This window comes from Sphingobium lignivorans (assembly GCF_014203955.1).
GTDB lineage: Bacteria > Pseudomonadota > Alphaproteobacteria > Sphingomonadales > Sphingomonadaceae > Sphingobium > Sphingobium lignivorans.
This window is the reverse complement of sequence record NZ_JACHKA010000001.1, coordinates 63,797-84,347: the sequence shown is the minus strand read 5'-3', so window position 1 is coordinate 84,347 and position 20,551 is coordinate 63,797. Positions and strand designations below refer to the sequence as shown.

The following is a 20,551-nucleotide window of genomic DNA, read 5'->3' as shown; positions in this document are numbered from 1 at the left end:
TGCTCCGGCGCCCCTTGTGCGCGCTCCCTTAATGACTGCGCCGCGTGGGTGCAAGTCCGGGAAAGGCCCTCGCCCCCGCCCCGCCGCGACCGCGCCTTGCGCGGCTCGGCCCGAAGTCCTAAGCGCTGCGGCCGACATGGACAATTATCCCCTCCCCGCACGCCGCCTGGTCGCCGAGATGATGGACGCCGCTGCGGGCGTTCCCGCGCGCGCCATCACATTCCAGGGCGCGCCCGGGGCCAACTCGCATCTCGCAGTCATGAAATACGCGCCCGAGGCGCTTCCGCTGCCCTGCTTCAGCTTCGAGGATGCGCTGGATGCGGTGCGGGAAGGGCGAGCGGACCGGGCCATGATCCCGATCGAGAATTCGCTGCACGGACGCGTGGCGGACATGCATTTCCTGCTGCCCGAGTCCGGGCTCCATATCACCGACGAATTCTTCCTCCCCATTCGGCACACGCTGATGAGCGCGGATACCACGCCTCCCGTCAGCGCGCTTAGCCATGTGCAGGCCCTTGGCCAATGCCGGAAATATCTGCGTGCGCACGGGATCCGGCCCATCGTCTATGCCGACACCGCCGGCGCTGCCGCTCTGGTAGCCGAGGTGCGCGAACCGGGGGCGGCCGCCATTGCGCCCACGCTGGCAGCCGAGCTCTACGACCTCGTGATCCATGAGGAGAATATCGAGGACAGCGAAGACAATGTGACGCGGTTCGTCGTCCTGGCTCGCGACCCCGAACTGCCCTCGCGCGATGAGCCGGTGATGACGAGCTTCCTGTTCGAGGTGAAGAATGTGCCCGCGGCGCTCTACAAGGCGATGGGCGGCTTTGCCACCAATGGGGTGAACATGACCAAGCTGGAGAGCTACCAGCGCGGCGCCAGCTTCTCCGCGACCGAATTCTATGCGGACATCGAAGGCATGCCGGGCGATCCGGCCGTGGATCGTGCACTCGAGGAGCTGAGCTTCCATAGCAAATGGGTGCGTCTGCTCGGCAGCTACCGCCAGGCCCGTCCGCGATCCCTCCACGGCTGATCTCCCCTCGCTTGGAGATGGCGCTCAAGGGCTGGGCAGGATGATTCGCGGAGCCCTGACAAGACCGGTGATCATGCGGACAGGATGGAAAGCGCGGACGGCGCGAGGCTCGGCCATACCGGTCCAACATGGCATTGCGGTCTGGAAGTTCACAAAGATGACGACCCGTCCGTGTCATCTTCCGCTTCCATCACCTTTCGATGCGGCGGACGCCAGTGTCTGTTCCAGCAAGCCTGCGCGACCCGACGGACGATGAAGGTCCCTGATTGAGAATGAGCCGTGCCTTGCCTGCCTGTTTCCAGAAGGAGGCGTGCGGCAGGGGCTGCCACAAGGGAAGGGATGTAGGACAGGGAAAAAAGCAATGCTGATGGGAACGGGCGCGCGCCCTCGCGCATACTCCCTAAGCCGACCAGTTCCCGGACAATAACCGCTCTTCTGCTGCCTGTTTTTTGAGCAGGCCGGAACCGCTGCTTAAAAATTGTGCGTCGCAGCGAGGTGCGCCGATGCACGGTCCCGCTTTAATGCTCCGTTAATCGATTGGCACGGTGCTTGCTTGACTGCCTTGGCATACCACCAAAGGGGGCAGCATGAAACTCATCATGGCAATCATCAAGCCGTTCAAGCTGGACGAGGTGCGTGAAGCCCTCTCCAGCCTGGGGATCGCCGGCATGACGGTGAGCGAAGTGAAGGGCTTCGGGAGGCAGAAAGGCCAGACCGAAATCTATCGCGGCGCGGAATACTCCACGAACATGGTTCCGAAGATCAAGGTCGAGGTCGTCTGCGACGACGCCCTCGCCCCGCGTGTGGTCGAAGGCATTCAACAGGCTGCGAACAGCGGTGCCATCGGCGACGGCAAGATCTTCGTTCTGGAAGTCGGTCAGGCCGTGCGCATCCGCACCGGCGAGACCGGCGAGACCGCGCTGTAACAAAGGGGGTAACGCATGACACCGATCAAGAAGATCTGCGGCGTGGCGGGGGCAACGGCCCTTTCGCTCTTCGCCGCGGTGCCCGCATGGGCACAGGAAGAGGTCCCGACGCTCGACACCGGTGACACGGGCTGGATGCTCGTCTCCACCGTGCTTGTTCTCGCCATGATCGTGCCCGGTCTGGCGCTTTTCTATGGCGGCCTGTTGCGGGCCAAGAACATGCTGTCCATGCTGACTCAGGTGCTTGGCATTGCCTGCGTGGCGATGCTGGTCTGGGTGAGCTGGGGCTACAGCCTTGCATTCAGCGGCGAGGGCACGTTCATCGGCGATGGCGGCAAGCTTTTCCTCGCCGGCATCACGCCTGACACGCTGTCCGGCACCATTCCCGAATATGTGTTCATCAGCTTCCAGATGACCTTCGCGGCCATCACCGCGGCGCTCGTCGTCGGTGCGACGGCGGAGCGCGTGAAGTTCTCGGGCCTGATGATCTTCGCCGTTGTGTGGCTGACGATCGTCTATTTCCCGCTGGCGCACATGGTGTGGTCGGCCGGTGGCTTCTTCTTCGAGCGGGGCGCGCTGGATTTCGCCGGTGGCACGGTCGTGCACATCAATGCCGGCGTGTCGGGCCTGGTCGGCTGCCTCATCCTCGGCAAGCGTATCGGCTTTCCCAAGGAGCCGATGCCGCCGCACTCGATGACGATGACGCTGATCGGCACCGGCCTGCTGTGGGTCGGCTGGTTCGGCTTCAATGCCGGTTCGGCGCTCGGTGCCAATGGCGCGGCCGGACTTGCCATGATCAACACCTTCACCGCCACGGCGGCGGCGGCGGTTGCCTGGCTCGTCGTGGAGAAGGTCGCCGGTCACAAGTCGAGCCTGCTGGGCGCCTGCTCGGGCGTGATCGCCGGTCTCGTCGCGATTACGCCTGCCGCGGGCAACAGCGGTCCGTTCGGCGCCATCATCCTCGGCGCGATCGCTTCGGTGCTCTGCTACGTCTTCGTCACGAAGATCAAGCCGGCGCTGGGCTTTGACGATACGGCAGACGTGTTCGGCATTCACGGCATTGCGGGCATCCTCGGCTCGATCGGTGTGGCATTCACTTACGCGCCGGGCTTCGGCGGGCCGGGTGATGCCGACTACGCGATCGGTGCCCAGCTCGGCACGCAGTTGTTCGCGACGGCCGTCGCGGTCATCTGGGCCGCCGTCGGTGCCGCAATCGCCTTCACGATCGCCAAGTTCACGGTGGGCCTGCGTGTCACGCCGGAAGTCGAGCAGGAAGGCCTCGACCTCGGCGAGCACGGCGAGCGCGCCTACAACTGATCAAACTTGGCCGGGCGGCCCGCGGGGGGCGCCGCCCGGCCCGACGATGTTCCTCCTGCGAACAGTCCTGGGGCCGGTGCCATGCGCATCGGCCTCTTTTTGATTCGATGTTCCTGCTACGAGCGTGCGCTGCGCCTCAGGCCCGGGGCTGGCGCATGCATATGCGAAGGCGCCCTGCGGCCGGATCACCTGCGCCACCACATGTCGGCCGATGCATCGGTCGCGATGCGAACCGGCTTTGCATTGTGGCCGCCGGAAGCGCATAACCGCCATCGGGAGAGCTGCTCATGCCGATCGAACTTGCCATACTCGCCTGGGGCTGCGTGCTGGGGCTCATCCACATCTTCGCGGCCGCGCATGTGAAGACCCGGCAATATGGCACGACGTGGAACATGAGCGCGCGCGATGAAGCGCTGCCGCCCGCCGACCCTGTCGTGGGACGTCTGGTCCGGGCGCAATCCAACTTCTTCGAGACTTTTCCGATCGTCGCGGTCGCGATCCTGATCGACTGGGCTGCCGGCCTGCTGGGCAACGGGACGACATGGGGCGCCGTCTTCTGGCTGGGCGCCCGCATTGTCTACCTGCCGCTCTACGCGGCTGGCGTGCCCGTGGTCCGCACGCTGGCCTTCGGTGTCAGCATCATCGGCATCGCGATGCTGCTCTGGCCCGCCCTGCGCGCCACGCTCTGAGCCCGGCGCGGCAGGCCGGCATCCTGCTGAGATCCACGAAGAGCGTGGGGAAGACCATCCTCGCGCACCCTGCCTCAATCGACGTGCGCACAGGCGCCGTTCGACAGACCCCTCGGGACTGCGGGACTTCGTGCTGATTCCGCCGGTGTGCGGAGGTCAGATGGTGCCGGCCGCCAGCGCGTGCATCATCTCGCGGATCGGCGTCACATCATAGCCGGCGTCCAGAGCCATCGCCGCGATCGCATCGGGCTCATCGCCGGCCCGCGCCCGGGCAAGGGCCCAGAGCAGCGTGCTGCGCGTGCCTGACCGGCAGTAGCAAAGCACCTTGCCCTCGCCGCTGGCGCCCAGCGCCTCATCCAGCGCATCGAGCTGCCAGGGCGCGAAGCCGCTGTGCGACACGGGAATGGCCACATAGTCCATGCCGGCCGCCTGCGCCGCGGCTTCGATCTGCGCACCCGGCGTCTGGTCGGGCGATTCGCCTTCCGGCCGGTTGTTGACGATGAGCGTGACACCCAGCGCCCTGGCTTCCTCGACGGTCCCGACATCGATCTGGGGCGAGACGAAAATGGACGGCGTCAGTCGCTTGAGCATCGCGGCACTCCCTGATGAGACCGGCATCCCTACGCTGCCTGCACCCTCCGGCGCAAGGCAGCCCCCGGCACAAGGCAACCCGGGGGAGCAAGCTGGCCCCCTCAAGCGTCGTGAACGGGTCCGGCAGACCGGGCCGCTCCTGCGCCCGTCAGCCCAGTGGCTTCTCGTAGATCACGTAGCTCTTGTTGATGCGGCTGTCGATCGCCTCGGCGATGGCCACCATTCCCTGATTGTCGTCCAGAATCCAGCCGATCTCGCCCCGGCTCGATCCATATTCGACGACAGCGTCGCGGCGGATATATTCGATCATCATGAAGGCGAGCTGGCTTGCCATGCGCGATGATTGCAGGCGCTGGACCACGCCCATCAGCGGCACGCGCATCGTGCGGCACCGCGGCCGGCGCAGCCACCAGAGCAGCTTCGCCCAACCGAAGGGCAACAGCGAGCCGTTGAGCGGCGCCAGCGCCTCGTTGAGATCGGGCAGGGTCATCATGAAAGCGACGGGCTCGCCGTCCAGCTCCGCGATGCGGATGAGATCCTCCCGGACGATCGGCTTCAGTTCCTTGCCGAAATGGGCGACCTCATGGTCGGTGATCGGCACGAAGCCCCAGTTCCGGTCCCAGGCGTCGTTGAGAATCGAAAGGATGATGGCCGCTTCCGAATCGAAGCGCGACTTGTCGACCTTGCGAATATTGATGCGCTCGTTGCGCTCCCCGGACTGGACGATGCGCTGGATGAGCGGCGGAAAATCCTGGGTGATGTCCAGCTCGAACGTGTTGAGCGTCTTGGCGGGCGTGTAGCCGGCGGCCTGGATCCACTCCTGATAGACCGGCCTGGCGTGGCCCATCATCACCGTGGGAGGATGATCGAAGCCTTTCACAAGCAGCCCCGGCTCTTCCCAGATGGAAAGGGAAATCGGCCCGAGCACGCGGGACATGCCCTGCGCGCGCAGCCAGCCTTCCGCCGCGCCGATCAGTGCGGCCGCGCTCGCGGCATCCTTCGCCTCGAACAGTCCGAAATTGCCGGTACCCGGCCCCATGCCCTGCTCAGGCGGCATGGACAGGGCGAGATGATCGATATGCGCGCTGATGCGCCCGGTCACTTCCCGGCCCCGGCGGGCGAGGAAATAGCAATGCTCCGCATGCTCGTGGAAGGGGTTGTGGCCCGGCGTCAGCAGCTTGCGCACTTCATCCTTGAGCGGCGGCACCCAATTGGGATCATCGGCATAGATCGCCCATGGAAGATCGATGAAATCTTTAAGGTCCGCCTTGCCCGAGACGGGTGTGATGACTAGATCGGCATTCGCCACGGCCGTGCCCTTGTCCTGCGCCCGCATCGGACGCTCAATCTGAAAGGATCAGCACAGAGGGGCTGGCGGACGACTTGTCAACCCGCGCCGGACGAACCTCTCCAGCCCGGGACGGAACGAACCACATTGCTGCCATGATCTGCTCGCATTTGCCCTATAGGAAGACGTCATGACCGCAATGGACAACAGAATGGACGCTCGCAACGCCGCATCTTCCCCGCTCTCTGCCGGGGGATTGGCCAGAACGCCGGAAGACAGTGCCATGCTGCGTGCCGCGGTGGAGCTCACGCGCGACCTGGGCACCGCCCGCGCTGCCATCTACTGGCCCGACTTCCTCGCTTCGGCCTTCGCTGGCTATGCCGGCCTTGCGGTCGCGATTCTCGCCGATCAGCGCTGGGCGGTCGTGCTCGGCGGGGTGATCGCCGCGCTCGCGCTTTACCGTGCGGTCGGCTTCATCCATGAGCTGACGCATATCCGCAAGGGCGCGCTCCCCGGTTTCCGGCTGGCGTGGAACCTGATGGTCGGCATTCCGCTGCTCGTGCCATCCTTCATGTATGAAGGCGTGCATACCCAACATCATGCCAAGACGCGCTATGGGACGGCGGACGATCCTGAATATCTGCCGCTCGCACTGATGAAGCCATGGTCGCTGCCCCTTTTCATCATCGCGGCGATGCTTGCGCCGCTGGCACTGATCTTCCGCTTCGCGGTGTTGACGCCGCTGAGCGTCATCATTCCGCCGCTGCGGCGGATCGTGGTGGAGCGCTATTCGGCCCTGTCGATCAACCCGGCCTATCGCCGGCGCGCCCCGGAGGGCGATTTCGCCCGCATGTGGGCCTGGCAGGAAGCCGGCGCGAGCCTGTGGGCCATCACGCTGGTCGCCAGCATCTTCCTGCTCGGATGGCGCCCGCTGCTGACCGGAATGGTCATCTTCGCGTGCGTGGCCGTGGTCAATCAGCTTCGCACGCTGGTCGCCCATCTCTGGGAGAATGAAGGCGAGCCGATGACGGTGACGGGGCAGTTCCTCGATTCGGTCAACGTGCCGCCGCCCGCGCCGCTGGCCGCGCTCTGGGCACCGGTGGGCCTGCGCTATCACGCCCTTCACCACCTGCTGCCGAGCATGCCTTATCATTCGCTCGGCGAGACGCATCGCCGCCTCGTCGCGCATCTTGGCGACGGCTCGACCTATGGCAAGGCAAGCTATGGCGGCATGGCACCGCTGGTTGCGAAGATCGCGCGCAGCACCATGCGGGCCGGGTAAAGCTTTCCCCGCACCCCCGGTCCAAAGGCGCGCCTCGAGGCACCCTGCGCGATGCCTGAGCCTGCGTTGACAGGCTCCAGCCTCTATCCCAGTGGAGTGAAAACGCCCTGGGATGAGGGAGGATGCCGAAGGCGGGGCGAAGCCTTCCATCTGTCATGCCGGAAACCCGGCGGGGCCGCTTGAGTGCCGTCAGCCCCCGCCCGGGGGGCTATTCCTCAGTCGTGATGAGCACCGCCTCGCCGACGAAGAGGAACAGCAGGAAGGGCGCCCAGGCGGCGAGCATCGGCGGATAGACGCCCAGATTGCCCATCGAGAGCGCGAAATTATCGGCGACGAAGAAAGCGAAGCCGAGCGCCATGCCGATGACCGCGCGCACGAACAGCTTGCCCGATCGTGCGATGCCGAACGCCGCGACCGAGCCCAGCAGCGGCATGAGCAGCGCGGACAGCGGGCCGGTGATCTTGTGCCAGAGCGAGCCTTCCAGCGAAGTCACCGGCCGCCCCGCTTCCCGCAGGGTGTCGATCGACTCGCGCAGTTCCAAGAAGGAGAGGCCGTCGGCATCGACGGAGGAAAGTGTGAACTGATCCGGCGTGATGTCCTTGCCCACCGTCATCGTCGCCACGTCGTGGCTGGTGCCGCGCACGACGTCAAAAACGCGCACGTCCTCCAGCCGCCAGCCCGATCCGGTGTAGGCGCCGCGCTTGGCATTCATGACGGAAATCAGCTTGTCTCCGTGTCTATCATAGATGTCGATGTCCTGGAGCCGCACGGCGCGGCCGCGGCCGGTGATGGTGCCGGCGCGCATCAGATCCTCGCCGTCGCGAACCCAGATGTTGGACTTGATGCCGCGATCTGCCGGAATCGGGCCGAACTTCGCATGCTCCCACGCGGTCAGCGTTGCGGTGGCCCGCACCACGACCCGCTCGTTGAACACGAAGCTGATGGCGGCGACACCCAGGCTCGCCAGCATGAGCGGCGCGAGAATCTGGTGCGCCGAGAGGCCGCCGGATTTCATGGCCACCACCTCGCTGTTGGCGTTGAGCGTGGTAAGCATGATGATCGTGCCGAGAAGCACCGAAAAGGGCAGGAAGCGCGAAATGATCTGCGGCGCGCGCAAGCTGACATAACGCCATAATTCCGCGTCGCCATTGCCCGGATAGGCCAGCACCGCGCCCGCCTCGCTCAACAGATCGAGCATCTGCAGGACGAGCACCAGCATCGCCAGCATGGCGAAGCATCGCCACAGGAAGGTGCGGACAAGATAGATGGCGAGCGTGCGCGAGGGGAAGAAGTTCAGGAACATGGCGTCAACTCTCGTGCGCCTTGCGGTACCGGCGATTGCCTATCCGCTTGAAGAGGGCCTTGAACAGGCCGAGCAGCTTGGCGAACTGACGCTCGAGGGCACCGATGGGCTGGCCGCCGGGCACATAAGCCGTCTGATAATACATCCAGCCGATGATGCCGGCGAAGACGAGAAAGGGTCCCCAGAGTGCGAGGAAGGGATCGAGCCGGCCCAACGCGCCCACGGATTCCGCATACTGGTTGATCTTGTGATAAGTCACGATGAAGACGATCGACAGGAAGACGCCAAGCGCCGACGTGGACCGCTTAGGTGGAATCGCAAAAGCGACAGCCGCAAGGGGCAGCAGCAGCATCATCGCCACTTCCACCACCCGGAAATTGAAATTGGACCAGGCCTTGGCCCGGTCGAGGGGTGTATTGGCGCTGGAAAGGCCTGCCTTGAACAACTCCGGCAGGCTCAGCTCCACGTCACCGTCTCCACGCGTGCGGAACTGCTCGATCTTCGGCAGGTCTATCGGCAGGTCGTGCGATGAGAAGGACAGGATTCGCGGCTCATTGTAGCTCGGCGAATCGTGAACCAGAACCCCTTCGGTCAGGCGCAGGATGATCGTATCCGGGTCATCCGTCGCGAGAAACTGCCCGCGCGCGGCCGTGACCGCGAGCGACTGCCCGCTCCCGCTCTGCATCCGCGCGAAAATGCCGGTGAGCCGCCTGCCCTCCTCCGCGCTCTGCTCGATGCGGATCGTGAAGCCGTCCCCCAGATTATTGAACTCGCCGACCTTGATGGAAGCGCCAAGCGCGCCGGAGCGCAACTCGAACCGCAGGCGTTCATAGGCATATTTGCTGTGCGGCTGAATGAAGCCGACAATGGCCAGATTGAGAACCGCCAGCACGATGGCGTACATGTACGGCACTTTGAGGAGGCGGGTGTAGGACAGGCCCACCCCGCGCAGGATGTCCAGCTCCGAAGACAGGGCAAGACGCCGGAAGGCGAGCAGGATGCCGAGCATGAGGCCGATGGGAATACCGAGCCCAAGATATTCCGGCAGGAGATTGGCCAGCATCCGCCAGACCACGCTGACCGGCCCGCCCTCCGTCGCGACGAAGACGAACAGCCGCTGCATCCTGTCCAGCACGAGCAGCATGGCGGCGATCATCAGGCTCGCGATCAGCGGGACGGCGATCAACCGCGCCATGTAGCGATCCAGTGCGGTCAGCATGGGCAGTCTCGCAGAAACCTTCTTGTTTCGTCCAGCGGGCCTGCGGACATGGCCCTTGGCCGTAAGGCGCTTCCGGCAAGGTCGCAACCTCCGAATGCCGCGTAAAAGGCCCACAGGGCGGTTCGACGCGACGGATCGCGCCGGCAAGGCGCGCAACCACTCCCCCGTTCCGGGAGGAAAGTGCGCGGCCCAGCCCTGTTGCCGACAATCGGTGATTTCACATCAATCCTAGGCTGCTGCCTTGCCATCGTGAGGAGACGCCGCCGCATCGGCTATGGCTTGCGCAAGCTGAGCCACGGTGAACGGCTTCCGGAGAATGGGGAAGCCCGCAAGCTGCGCGGTCATGCCTTTGTCGCCGGCAAAGCCGGTGACGAAGATCACTGGCCGTTGGGCCAGGACGGCGCCCAGCGTCTCGATCATTTCGGGCCCCGACATGTCGGGCATCAGAACGTCCGACAGGATGAGATCGATGTCTGGATGCGCTTCCAGAAGCTCTGCCGCTTTGCCTGGATGGTCGCAGGGCAGGCTCGCATGGCCGAGCGCGGCAAGCGCGGCGAGCGTGGACCGCAGCACGCGCGGATCATCCTCGACGACAAGGATGGTCAGCCCGCCTCCGGCCGGACCCGCCGCATCGGCTGGCGCGAACGCTCCGACGCTCGGCGATGTCGCCCCGAACCCCTGGCCCTCCGCCAGGCGGGGCAGCAGGAGCCGGACGCAGGTGCCTTCTCCCGGCGCGCTGCGAATGTCGATCGCGCCCCTGCACTGACTGACGAAGCCGAATATCTGGCTCATGCCCAGCCCGGTGCCCTTACCGATCGCCTTGGTCGTGAAAAACGGCTCGAATATCCGCTCCAGCACGTCCGGGGTCATGCCCGTGCCGGTGTCGGTCACGCTGAGGCAGACATGATCGCCCGCCGTGCACTGGCCGATCTCCTGCTCCTTCAGCGTGAGGCGTTCGGTCGCGATCGTCAGCGTGCCGCGCCCGTCCATGGCGTCGCGCGCATTGATCGCCATGTTGACGAGCGCACTTTCCAGCTGGGCCCGGTCCACCCAGACAGGCCAGTCCCCGGCATCGAGCGCGAGCTCGACCCGAACGCCGCCGCCGATGGCACGCGCGAGCAGGTCTTCCATTCCCGCGATCAGCCTGTCGATGTCCACCTGATCGGGAAGCAGGGGTTCCGCGCGGGCGAAGGCAAGCAAGCGCTCGATCAGAGCCGCGGCATGGTTGGCGCCCTCGATCGCGCTGTCCAGATGCGTGATCGCCTTTTCCGGATCCTTGCCCATCTGCCGCCGGGCGACATCGATCCCGCCGACGACGACCGCGAGCATATTGTTGAAATCATGCGCGATGCCGCCAGTGAGCTTGCCGAGAGCTTCCATTTTCTGAAGCTGGCGCAGGCTCTGCTCGGCCTGTATGCGCTCCTCCATTTCCCGGTAGAGCTTGGCATTGGCCTCGCGCAGCTCTTCTGTCCGCTGGAGAACTGCCGCTTCAAGATTATCGACGCGGGCCGCTTCGGCGGCGGCAAGGCGACGCGCATAACGCCGCTCATTGAGCGCGGCGTTGGCAAACCAGAGCGCCCCGATCGCCGCGAGGAACAGGCCCAGCCCGATCACGCTGTAGCTGTCGTTGAGGCGGTTCACGCGCGACTGCGACTGGTCGACTTGAACATTGTGACGCGCGCGCTCGGCCTCCGCGAGATCGGCGATCGTCTTGAGCGCATCGGCGATGGTGCGGACCGATGCTTCCTTGCGGGTTGCCTCCAGCTGCCCCAGCGCGCCGAGCGACTGCTGATAGCGGACCCGCAATGCGATCTCGGTCAGGGTCGATCCGCGATCGGTCATCGCCGCGCGCAATCGCGCTACGGCCGCGCTCTGGCGCGCGTTGCCACGTGTGGAGCGCTCCAGGGCCACCAGCTCGCGCATGGCGGTGCCCCACTCGTCCTGAAACTGCCGGCCAACCGCCGCATCATGGCTGATGACGTAGCGGGCCAGCAGCGTCTCGGCGCTGCCGATCCGGGCTTCGACCGTCTTGGCCTGAAGCATGACCTGGTAGCTGTGGCGCTGCAGCGCGATGGCCCGGTCGCGCAGGTCGGCCGCATGGCCGGCGAGATAGATGAGGCAGCCCAGCGCGATCGCGAAGACCACGGCAAGCACAAAAGGCACCCACCGCCGCCAGCGAGGCAGCTCATCGACGCTGTCGTCGAGGCCTTCTGCGTCCTCTGTCATCTCTAACCCAGGTTAGACCAGGAGAGCGTGGCTGGGGAGCCTTTTTCGCGAACGAGCCCGAGATCGCGCCTCAGGCCGCGATGGCCCCGGTCTGCCGCCCCGCCTGCCTGAACATTTCGAGGATTTCCCCGACCTGCTCGCTCGAGTGCTCGGCGCACAGCGAACAGCGGAGAAGAAACGTACCCGCAGGCGTCGCCGGGGGGCGTGCCATGTTGACGTAGAGGCCAAGCTCCAGCAGCGCCTGCCACATTGCGACCGCCTGCGTCTGGTCGGTCAGGATGACGGCGATGATCGCGGACTGCGGCGTTTCCGTGCCGAGGCGGAAGCCCATGTCCCGCAGGCCCTGGTGCAGCCGCCTGCTGTTTTCCCACAGATGGGCGCGCTTCTCGCTTGCATGCATGAGCTTGCGGATCGACGTCGCGGCCGTTGCGACCACGCTGGGCGGCAGCGAGGCGGTGAACACATAGGGCCGGCAGACAAGCCGCATGACCTCGAACTTGGGGTGATCCGACACGCAGAACCCGCCCACGGTGCCGACGGACTTCGAGAAGGTGCCGACCACGAAGTCGATCTCCTTCTCGACACCCTGCTCCTCATAGACTCCCCGGCCGTTCGGACCGAAGAAGCCCATGCCATGCGCCTCGTCCACGAGGATCATGCAATTGGGATGCTTGCGCACGGCCGCGACCATCTCGGGAAGCGGCGCCACGTCGCCGAGCATCGAATAGACGCCTTCGAGCACCACCAGCTTCTGCGCTTCGGCGGGCAGGCGGCCGAGCCGCTTGTCGAGATCCTCCACGCTGTTGTGGCGGAAACGCACGATCTCGGCATTGCCGAGATAGCAGCCGTCATAGATGCTGGCATGGCTGTCCGCATCGAGGATGACGTAATCGCCCTTGCCTGCGATCGTCGAGATCATGCCGAGATTGGCCTGATAGCCGGTCGAGAACACCATGGCATGCTTGGTGCCGTAGAAATCCTTGAGCGCGTCTTCGCAGGCCTTGTGACCCTGGTAGGTGCCGTTGAGCACGCGCGAGCCGGTCGTGCCGGCGCCATATTCGTCGAGCGCCTGCTTGCCCGCCGCGACCACATCCGGATCGAAGGTCATGCCCATGTAGTTATAGGTGCCGAGCAGGATCGTCTCCTTGCCCTTGATGATCGCGCGCGTGGGCGAGAGCACCTGGTCCATCACGATCGCGAACGGATCGCGCACACCGGTGGCCAGCAGCGCTTCGCGTTCGGCGATCAGCGCGTCGAACTTCGAGAACAGATCCCTGTCGCCATCGGCCACGCGCATGGTTGCAGCCTTGTCATCGGTCAGCCCGGTCATCGCTCAGCCCTCCGCCCGGAGCTTCATGACAGCATCGACGAGCTGGCCTACGGTCTCGATCTCGGCCTGCATGTTCATCGTGATGATGATGTCGAATTCATCCTCGACGGCGGCCACGAAATCCATGACCGTGAGGCTGTCCCACTCAAGGTCCCCGGCAAAGGTGGTGGTTTCGTCCAGTGCCACGCCCTTCTTGTTGAAAGGCTCGATCTGCGCGGCGACCTGCCCGAAAATGTCCTGGCGATCCGACATGAGTGCTGGCTTTCTTCCTGAAGCGGTTCGTTGCGCGGGGGCATGCCCCGTCCGGCAGTCCTATGGCAAGCGAATAAGGCGGCATTCGGGCACGGTGCCGCGGTCGGTCGGCCGGTCGCCTCCAGAGCAGAGGGAAGACAGGGCGGAGCGAGTGGCTACTAGAGGTTTCGACGCGCCACCAGCACGGTCCGTCGCGGATCTTACACCATCCTTTCAAGGGCCTAGGAATTTTCACCAAGCGGGCCTAGCGAGGCGGCATGGACCAGAGTCTCTTTTTCGCCGCCCAGAGAAGGCACCCGTCGGACAATCATATCCTGATCCTGGCCGCGCTCTTCTGGCTGTTCACCTATGCTGTAATCTCCTTGAGCTCCGAGCTCGCCATGGGCGACGCATTCAATTTGCTGACGGGCCGGCGTCTCGTGGCCGTGACGGCGGGGGCAGCAACATTCTGGCTGGCGCTCAAATATGGCAAGGGCGAGTTCGAGAAAGGCTGGGCCAGTCCGGGGACGATGATCGCGACGATCGTGCCTGCGGCGCTGGTCGTCCTGCTGGTCCGGACGCTGTGGGACGCAGTCGTGGCAGCGGAACCATTGCCGGTCGAAGTGAATATCCGATGGGTCCTGCTCTGGTCCGGCTATTTCGGACTGTGGATCGGGGGCTATCTGGCCTTTCAGCTTCATCGCCACCTGCGGGCAAGAGCGGCGGCCGGAAGCGCGCGCACTCTCACCAACCTCGCCGCCGCGAGAGCGAGGCCCCGGCTGGACGATGCAGGGCTGGAATGGGTAGCCGACGTGATCATCGAGGAGGCAGCGACTCCCGTTTCCGACCAGCTCGATAGCCTCGCGGAGAAGTTGCGCCACCGGGCCGGCTATGAAGCGGCCGACAGTCTGGACCCGCGCCATAATGAGCGCATCCGGCTGGTTCGTCAGGTTGCGATGCTTCTCGACAATGCCGCCAATCAGGCCCGGCGCACCCCTTCGGACGACAAGGACGGCAGCAATCCCTTCGCGCGATAGGCTGCCGCCGTCGCCTCGAGCCCAGTTTCCGTCGCTATGCCCGGCGTCCAGAGATCGGCGGGAGGGCGCAGGTCCGCGCGCGACACCCAGTCCGCATGGCAGAAATAGGCAGCCCGGTCCGGCGTAAGCCGGGCGCGATCGCCGCGAAGCAGCCGATCGATACGGGCGCCCCACCGGACGCAGACCGAGGGCAGGGATATCGTGCGGACGGCCTTGCGCCCGACGGCATGGCCAATCGCCTTGGCGAAGGCGACATGGCTCCAGCCGTCCGGCCGGCCATCGTCGACTTCGTAGATCGCTTCCTTCGTCGCCGCGCTTTCCACGCCGCCGAGCCGCACCAGCAGGTCCGCGAGATCGTCGACATGGATGACCGACAGGCGACCCGCCGGGGGCAGCAGCACGAACCCGCGAACGGCCATCTGGAACAGCTCAAGCAGTTCCGCGTCGCCCGGGCCGAAAATGGCTGGCGGGCGGACCATGGTCCAGTCGAGGCCCGAGGCTTCGACATGTCGCTCCGCTTCCGCCTTCGACCAACCGTAGTCGGATAGGTGGGGCTCGCGCGCGGCGAGGGAAGAGACGTGGACAAGACGCCTGATCCCGGCCCGCTTCATCGCTGCAATGACCGCGGCCGTGCCGGTGGCATTGCCGGCCTCGAAGCCCTTCCGGTCCGGCGCGTTGACGACCCCGGCGATGTGAATGACGGCATCGCTGTCTTCCACCAGCCGGTCGAGCGCATCAGGGTCCTCCAGGGACCCCGCGATCCACTCAAGCCCTTCACGCGGAGGCTGGGGACGGCGCGCCAGGGCCCGGACGCTGTGGCCCGCCGCGAGCGCGCGATCCAGCGTTGCGCACCCGACGAACCCCGTCCCCCCGGTGACGGCGAGCCGGCTCAGAGCAGCACCATATGGTCGCGATGGACCATGGCGGCGCGCGGCGTGCCGCCCAGCAGGGCTGCCACGTCCTCGCTGCGCTTGCCGATGATGCGCTCGGCGTCCTGACTGTCATATTGCGCCAGCCCCCGTGCAATCACGGCGCCGTCCGGGTCTGCGATGTCGATGACGTCCCCTCTGGCATAGGCGCCACTCGTCCCGGTGACGCCGGCAGGAAGCAGGCTGCGCCCCTGCCGCAGGGCATCAGCAGCGCCCGCATCCACGCTCAGCCGTCCCTTCACCGTGAGGCGCCCGGCGAGCCAGTCCTTGCGCCCTCGCCGCCGGGCGGAAGCCCGGAACAGCGTGCCCCTGCCGGTTTCCGCCCAATGCCTCAGGGGCGACTCGACGCGTCCGGAGGCAATGGCGAGGTGCGTTCCGGCGCCGGTCGCGATCCGGGCCGCCTGCAGCTTGGAGATCATGCCGCCCGAGCCCATGCCCGAGGCCGAGTTGCCGTCCGCCATGGCGAGGATGCGTGCATCGATCTTCTCGACCAGCGGGATGAGCGTTGCATCGGGATCGACCTGCGGATTGGCGGTATACAGCCCGTCGATATCCGAGAGGAGGACCACCGCATCCGCGCGGGCAGCCTGCCCTATGCGCGCGGCGAGCCTGTCATTGTCTCCGAAGCGGATCTCCTCGGTGGCCACGCTGTCATTCTCGTTGACCACCGGCACAACGCCGAGGCCGATCAGCCGGTCGAGCGTCGCAGCTGCGTTGAGATAGCGCCGCCGGTCCTCGAGATCGCCAAGCGTGACCAGCATCTGCGCGGCCGCAATGTCGTGACTTGCCAGGAGATCGGCCCAGACCTGACTGAGGATGATCTGCCCCACGGCGGCCGCCGCCTGCGCGTCTTCCAGCGTGGCACGCCCGCCCCGGGAGAGCCCCAGTCGCCGGGCACCGAGCGCGATCGCACCGGACGAGACGACGACGAGCTGCTGCCCCTGAGCGCGCCGTTGCGCGATCTCGCCAACCAGGCTCTCCAGCCATTTGCGACGCACCGCTCCATCGGGCTCCACGAGCAGCGCGGAGCCGACCTTGATGACCAAGCGGCGGAGAATGCCGGGCGGGAAGCCGGTGAGATCGTCAGCGGGGGTCCTCGCCTCCGTTTGCGGCACCATCGCGCGCGCCGACCGGGTCAGATCGGCGACCAAGGCCTGTCTCCCGCCTCGTCAGCGCCATCCTCGTCGCTTTCCTTCGGCGCATCGAGCAAGGGAATCACCGCATCCAGCAGCTTGTCCACGCCCTTGCCGGTCGCGCCGGAAATGATGAAAGCCTTGCCCGCGCCGGCCTTTTTCAGATCTCCGGCGATGTCCTTCATCAGCTCGTCGCCGAGCAGATCGCCCTTGTTGAGAGCCAGCAGCTGCGGCTTCTCCTCGAGCCCTTCGCCATAATTGGCGAGTTCGTTCCGCACGATTTGCCAGGCTTCGACCGGATCGTCGCCCGTCGCGTCGATAAGGTGGATGAGCACGCGGCAGCGCTCGATATGGCCAAGAAAGCGATCGCCGATACCGGCGCCTTCGGATGCACCCTCGATGAGGCCGGGAATATCCGCCAGCACGAACTCACGCCCCTTGTGCAGCACCACACCCAGTTGCGGGCGCGTGGTGGTGAAGGGATAGGCACCGACCTTGGCCTGCGCGTTGGTCACCTGATTGATGAAGGTCGACTTGCCGGCGTTGGGCAGCCCGACGAGGCCGACATCGGCCAGCAGCTTGAGGCGCAGCCACACCCAGCGCTCCTCGCCGGGCCAGCCGGTGCCATGCTGGCGCGGTGCGCGGTTGGTCGAGGTCTTGTAGCTCGCATTGCCCCGGCCGCCATCACCGCCGCGCAGCAGCACGATGCGCTGCCCCGGCTCGGTGAAGTCGGCCAGTATCTCGCTGTAGCCCTCCTCGTCCGGCTCTGAGATGACCTGCGTGCCCACCGGCACCTTGATGACCAGATCGCCGCCACCGGCGCCCGTGCGGTTCTTGCCGGCACCCGGCGTCCCCCGCCGCGCCTTGAAATGTTGCGTGTAGCGGAAATCGATCAGCGTGTTGAGGCCGGGCACCGCCTCGAAGATGATGTCGCCGCCCTTGCCGCCGTCGCCGCCGTCGGGGCCGCCATATTCGACATATTTTTCGCGCCGGAAACTCACGGCTCCGGGGCCGCCCGCGCCGGAGCGAATGAAGATTTTGGCCTGATCGAGGAAATGCATCGCCGCGCCATAGGGATTTTGGCGTCAAAGGTGAAGCACTGACGACTGTCTGGGCTCCGGTGCCTGCATCATAGCCTCCCATGGGGATGGGCCGCGGATCTGCATGCGCTTATCCATGGCATCGGCCGTATCGCACCGTGAGAGACCGTGACGGCACCATGGACCACATGGAAGTCGCGGCAAAAATATGCGCTATAGCGCCCGAGGGAGAGAGAAGCATGGCGAGCGCCCATAAAGAAGAGCCCAAACATCACCGCGCCAAGCAGAGCGAGAAGAAGGTCATCACCGCTTCGTCGCTCGGCACCGTCTTCGAGTGGTACGACTTCTATCTGTACGGCCTGCTAGCGGTGTTCATCTCCCGGGTCTTCTTCGCCGGGGTCAACGAGACCACAGCCTTCATCCTTGCGCTCGGCGCCTTCGCGGCGGGTTTTGCGGTGCGGCCGTTCGGCGCGATCGTCTTCGGCCGGATCGGGGACATCGTCGGACGGAAGAACACGTTCCTCGTCACGATGGGCATCATGGGCCTTTCGACGTTCGCGGTCGGCCTCCTCCCCGGCTATGACACGATCGGCATTGCCGCGCCCATCATCCTGGTGCTGCTGCGCATTCTCCAGGGTCTGGCTCTTGGCGGCGAATATGGCGGCGCGGCGACCTATGTCGCGGAACATGCGCCCAACAACAGGCGGGGCCTCTACACGAGCTTCATCCAGATCACCGCGACCTTCGGCCTGTTCGCCGCGCTGCTGGTCGTAATCGGATTCCGGACCGTCATGGGCGAGGAAAGCTTCGGCTCATGGGGCTGGCGCCTGCCGTTCCTCATCTCCATCCTGCTGCTTGGCGTTTCGATGTGGATCCGGCTGCAGCTCAACGAGAGCCCCGTTTTCCAGAAGATGAAGGAGGAGGGAAAAACCTCCAAGGCGCCGCTTTCCGAAGCTTTCGGCCAGTGGACCAACCTGCGCTGGGTTCTCGTCGCGCTGTTCGGTGCCGTCGCCGGTCAGGCCGTGGTCTGGTATACCGGCCAGTTCTACGCCCTCTTCTACCTGGAGAAGATCCTCAAGGTGGATGGCGCGACAGCCAACATCTACATCGCCATTGCCCTCGCGATGGCGACACCTTTCTTCGTGTTCTTCGGCTGGCTGTCGGACAGGATCGGACGGAAATACATCATCCTGGGTGGCTGTGCTCTCGCTGCCGCCACCTATTTCCCTGCTTTCCACGCGCTTTCCAATGCGGCCAATCCGGCTCTGGCCGTCGCGGTGGCGAATGCCCCGGTGACCGTCACGGCCTATCCGGATGAGTGTTCCTTCCAGTTCGATCCGATCGGCAAGAACAGGTTCGACACCTCGAGCTGCGATATCGCGAAGGCCTATCTCGCGCGCAACGGCATCGACTACAGCAATGTAGCAGCACCGGCCGGGACGATCGCTTCGGTCGCAATCGGCGGCACGACCCTGAGCGCGCCGGACCCCGCACCGCTTTCCGCACCCGACCGGGCCGAGGCGATCACGGCTTATCAGGCCTCGCTGCAGACGGCTCTCACGGACGCCGGATATCCCGCAAAGGCCGACCCGGCGCAGATCGACACGGTGAAGCTGATCGCCATCCTCTTCTATCTCGTTCTGCTGGTGACGATGGTTTACGGGCCGATCGCCGCCATGCTGGTGGAGCTTTTCCCCAGCCGCATCCGCTACACCTCGATGTCGCTGCCTTATCACATCGGCAATGGCTGGTTCGGCGGCTTCCTGCCTACCACGGCCTTCGCCATGGTCGCGGCAACGGGAAACATCTATTATGGCCTCTGGTATCCGGTCCTCGTCGCCGTCGCGACCGTGATCAACGGACTGCTGTTCCTGCCCGAAACATTCCGGCGCAATATCGACAGCTAGCGGCTGGTCCGGGGAGAGGGACGGCCGAGCGATTCCCCTCCCTGCACATGCGGCGGGAAGCAGGCGCCATCCGGGCACGATGAACCATGCCGGGGCGAATCGTCAGAAATAGCCAAGCTCGCCGAGTGGATACCCAAAGATCCCGGCGAGCCGCCGGTTCCCGGGCTCGAATGCCGCGCGCACCTCGCCCGCCAATGTCTCGGAGAGCGTGAAGCTGGTCGGCCGGCGCCGGCGCGCCAGCCTGCCGCGAAGGCGATCATAAACGGAGGCGCGCTGCTCATATTTGCGCGGCGAGATCTTCCAGCGCCCCGCCCCCGCCTGCTTGGCGTTGACGCTGCGATCCACGAGCGTCTCATGATCGATGTCCCACTCCAGCACCGCACCCAGGTCCGCCGCGAAGCGCCGGGCGTCGGTCGCCAGCAGTTCGAGAGGGATGAAGCTCACACCCTGCCTGCCGAGCGCATCGATAAGCAGGCTCGCCAGCCCGGCATAGTCGAACCGCTGGGAACGGCGATACAGGTCTCGCGCGGGATCGATGAGGCGGCGGCAGTCCGCCTCGAAATCCTCCTGGCCAGCCTTGTCGAGATGGCGGCTATTCTGCGCATATGCCGAGGCGATGCGTTCATCCTGCCGCCTGTGGATGGCGAGCAGCTCGAATCTCTCATATCCCAGCCGGCGGGCTGTCCGGGCCATGGCCGCGACATGCGCCGCGATGTGCGCGTTGGAAGGATCGGTGGTGAAGAGGGCTTCCTCGCTGATCAGCAGATCCCTCGAGGCATCGGATGGAAACAGCCTCCCCACGATCTCTTCATTGTCCCACACGTCGGGCGAGCAAGTGAAAATCTGTGAGACCAGACGCCGCCGGACGGGTGCGCTGCCCATGCCTTCGAAGAAATCCCCCGTCGGCGTCAGGCGAAGATCCGCGCCCTCGACCGTCGGAAACACCTTTTCCTGCAACAGCGTCGAACCACATTTCGCATAGCCCATGTGGAAAATGCACTTCGACATGTCAGCCCCCGGGGTAGCGCCTCCCCGCGCGGTCGCATGGAGGCGCAATCGGATCATGCAGT

At 65.3% G+C, this 20,551-nt stretch carries 18 protein-coding genes; 7 read left to right on the top strand and 11 right to left on the bottom strand.

Features of this window, described 5'->3' with window-relative positions:
• Positions 1-136 precede the first annotated feature (136 nt).
• The 4 genes from HNP60_RS00405 to HNP60_RS00390 all read left to right on the top strand — a co-directional run bounded on the left by HNP60_RS00405 (position 137) and on the right by HNP60_RS00390 (position 3,965).
• Positions 137-1,033 carry a prephenate dehydratase gene (locus HNP60_RS00405; protein WP_184148803.1) on the top strand — a complete coding sequence of 299 codons (897 nt, stop codon included), beginning with the start codon at positions 137-139 and terminating at the stop codon, positions 1,031-1,033.
• A 587-nt stretch (positions 1,034-1,620) separates the two neighbouring features.
• The gene (locus tag HNP60_RS00400; protein ID WP_184051758.1) at positions 1,621-1,959 is read left to right on the top strand and encodes a P-II family nitrogen regulator; all 339 of its coding nucleotides are present in this window, start codon (positions 1,621-1,623) and stop codon (positions 1,957-1,959) included.
• Positions 1,960-1,974: 15 nt separating this feature from the next.
• Positions 1,975-3,276 (top strand): ammonium transporter, encoded by a 1,302-nt coding sequence (locus tag HNP60_RS00395; RefSeq protein ID WP_184051760.1) that lies wholly within the window; start codon positions 1,975-1,977, stop codon positions 3,274-3,276.
• Between the two features lie 287 nt (positions 3,277-3,563).
• Positions 3,564-3,965 carry an MAPEG family protein gene (locus HNP60_RS00390; RefSeq protein WP_184051762.1) on the top strand — a complete coding sequence of 134 codons (402 nt, stop codon included), beginning with the start codon at positions 3,564-3,566 and terminating at the stop codon, positions 3,963-3,965.
• A gap of 156 nt (positions 3,966-4,121) precedes the next feature.
• Here the strand turns inward: HNP60_RS00390 and HNP60_RS00385 are convergent, their stop codons facing one another.
• Together HNP60_RS00385 and HNP60_RS00380 are read right to left on the bottom strand one after the other, a co-directional pair.
• Positions 4,122-4,556, bottom strand: a complete 435-nt coding sequence (locus HNP60_RS00385; protein ID WP_184051764.1) for a protein tyrosine phosphatase family protein — start codon at positions 4,554-4,556, stop codon at positions 4,122-4,124.
• Between the two features lie 148 nt (positions 4,557-4,704).
• On the bottom strand, positions 4,705-5,865 hold the full coding sequence (locus tag HNP60_RS00380) for a hypothetical protein (RefSeq protein ID WP_041392279.1): 1,161 nt from the start codon (positions 5,863-5,865) through the stop codon (positions 4,705-4,707).
• A 190-nt stretch (positions 5,866-6,055) separates the two neighbouring features.
• Here HNP60_RS00380 and HNP60_RS00375 point away from each other — a divergent pair, with 190 nt between their 5' ends.
• Positions 6,056-7,126: a fatty acid desaturase family protein gene (locus HNP60_RS00375; RefSeq protein WP_184148800.1), complete on the top strand. Its 1,071-nt coding sequence runs from the start codon at positions 6,056-6,058 to the stop codon at positions 7,124-7,126.
• Between the two features lie 208 nt (positions 7,127-7,334).
• Here HNP60_RS00375 and lptG read toward each other — a convergent pair whose 3' ends face one another.
• The 5 genes from lptG to HNP60_RS00350 all read right to left on the bottom strand — a co-directional run bounded on the left by lptG (position 7,335) and on the right by HNP60_RS00350 (position 13,456).
• The gene (gene lptG, locus HNP60_RS00370; RefSeq protein WP_184148798.1) at positions 7,335-8,429 is read right to left on the bottom strand and encodes an LPS export ABC transporter permease LptG; all 1,095 of its coding nucleotides are present in this window, start codon (positions 8,427-8,429) and stop codon (positions 7,335-7,337) included.
• Between the two features lie 4 nt (positions 8,430-8,433).
• Positions 8,434-9,648: an LptF/LptG family permease gene (locus tag HNP60_RS00365; RefSeq protein WP_184148794.1), complete on the bottom strand. Its 1,215-nt coding sequence runs from the start codon at positions 9,646-9,648 to the stop codon at positions 8,434-8,436.
• Positions 9,649-9,876: 228 nt separating this feature from the next.
• Positions 9,877-11,874, bottom strand: a complete 1,998-nt coding sequence (locus tag HNP60_RS00360) for an ATP-binding protein (protein ID WP_184148791.1) — start codon at positions 11,872-11,874, stop codon at positions 9,877-9,879.
• 70 nt (positions 11,875-11,944) lie between these two features.
• A complete protein-coding gene (gene spt / locus HNP60_RS00355; RefSeq protein WP_260394577.1) occupies positions 11,945-13,204 on the bottom strand; it encodes a serine palmitoyltransferase in 1,260 nt (419 codons plus the stop codon).
• 3 nt (positions 13,205-13,207) lie between these two features.
• Entirely contained in the window at positions 13,208-13,456 is a 249-nt protein-coding gene (locus HNP60_RS00350) for an acyl carrier protein (protein ID WP_184051774.1), read from the bottom strand.
• A gap of 362 nt (positions 13,457-13,818) precedes the next feature.
• Here HNP60_RS00350 and HNP60_RS00345 point away from each other — a divergent pair, with 362 nt between their 5' ends.
• Complete coding sequence (locus tag HNP60_RS00345; protein ID WP_184148788.1) at positions 13,819-14,472, top strand: hypothetical protein; 654 nt, start codon at positions 13,819-13,821, stop codon at positions 14,470-14,472.
• On the opposite strand, the gene HNP60_RS00340 is transcribed toward HNP60_RS00345, so the two are convergent.
• From HNP60_RS00340 to obgE, 3 genes are read right to left on the bottom strand one after another with little or no spacing between them, the layout of a single operon-like run.
• Positions 14,415-15,365 carry an NAD-dependent epimerase/dehydratase family protein gene (locus tag HNP60_RS00340; protein WP_184156777.1) on the bottom strand — a complete coding sequence of 317 codons (951 nt, stop codon included), beginning with the start codon at positions 15,363-15,365 and terminating at the stop codon, positions 14,415-14,417. The genes HNP60_RS00345 and HNP60_RS00340 overlap by 58 nt on opposite strands.
• Positions 15,362-16,519: a glutamate 5-kinase gene (gene proB, locus HNP60_RS00335; protein WP_184156775.1), complete on the bottom strand. Its 1,158-nt coding sequence runs from the start codon at positions 16,517-16,519 to the stop codon at positions 15,362-15,364. Before proB ends, HNP60_RS00340 begins: the two co-directional genes overlap by 4 nt.
• A 17-nt stretch (positions 16,520-16,536) precedes the next feature.
• Positions 16,537-17,595 (bottom strand): GTPase ObgE, encoded by a 1,059-nt coding sequence (gene obgE, locus HNP60_RS00330; protein WP_184148785.1) that lies wholly within the window; start codon positions 17,593-17,595, stop codon positions 16,537-16,539.
• Between the two features lie 218 nt (positions 17,596-17,813).
• On the opposite strand from obgE, the gene HNP60_RS00325 reads away from it, so the two are divergent.
• Positions 17,814-19,481, top strand: a complete 1,668-nt coding sequence (locus HNP60_RS00325) for an MFS transporter (RefSeq protein ID WP_184148782.1) — start codon at positions 17,814-17,816, stop codon at positions 19,479-19,481.
• Between the two features lie 102 nt (positions 19,482-19,583).
• Here the strand turns inward: HNP60_RS00325 and HNP60_RS00320 are convergent, their stop codons facing one another.
• Positions 19,584-20,489, bottom strand: a complete 906-nt coding sequence (locus HNP60_RS00320; RefSeq protein ID WP_184148780.1) for a hypothetical protein — start codon at positions 20,487-20,489, stop codon at positions 19,584-19,586.
• Positions 20,490-20,551: the final 62 nt, after the last annotated feature.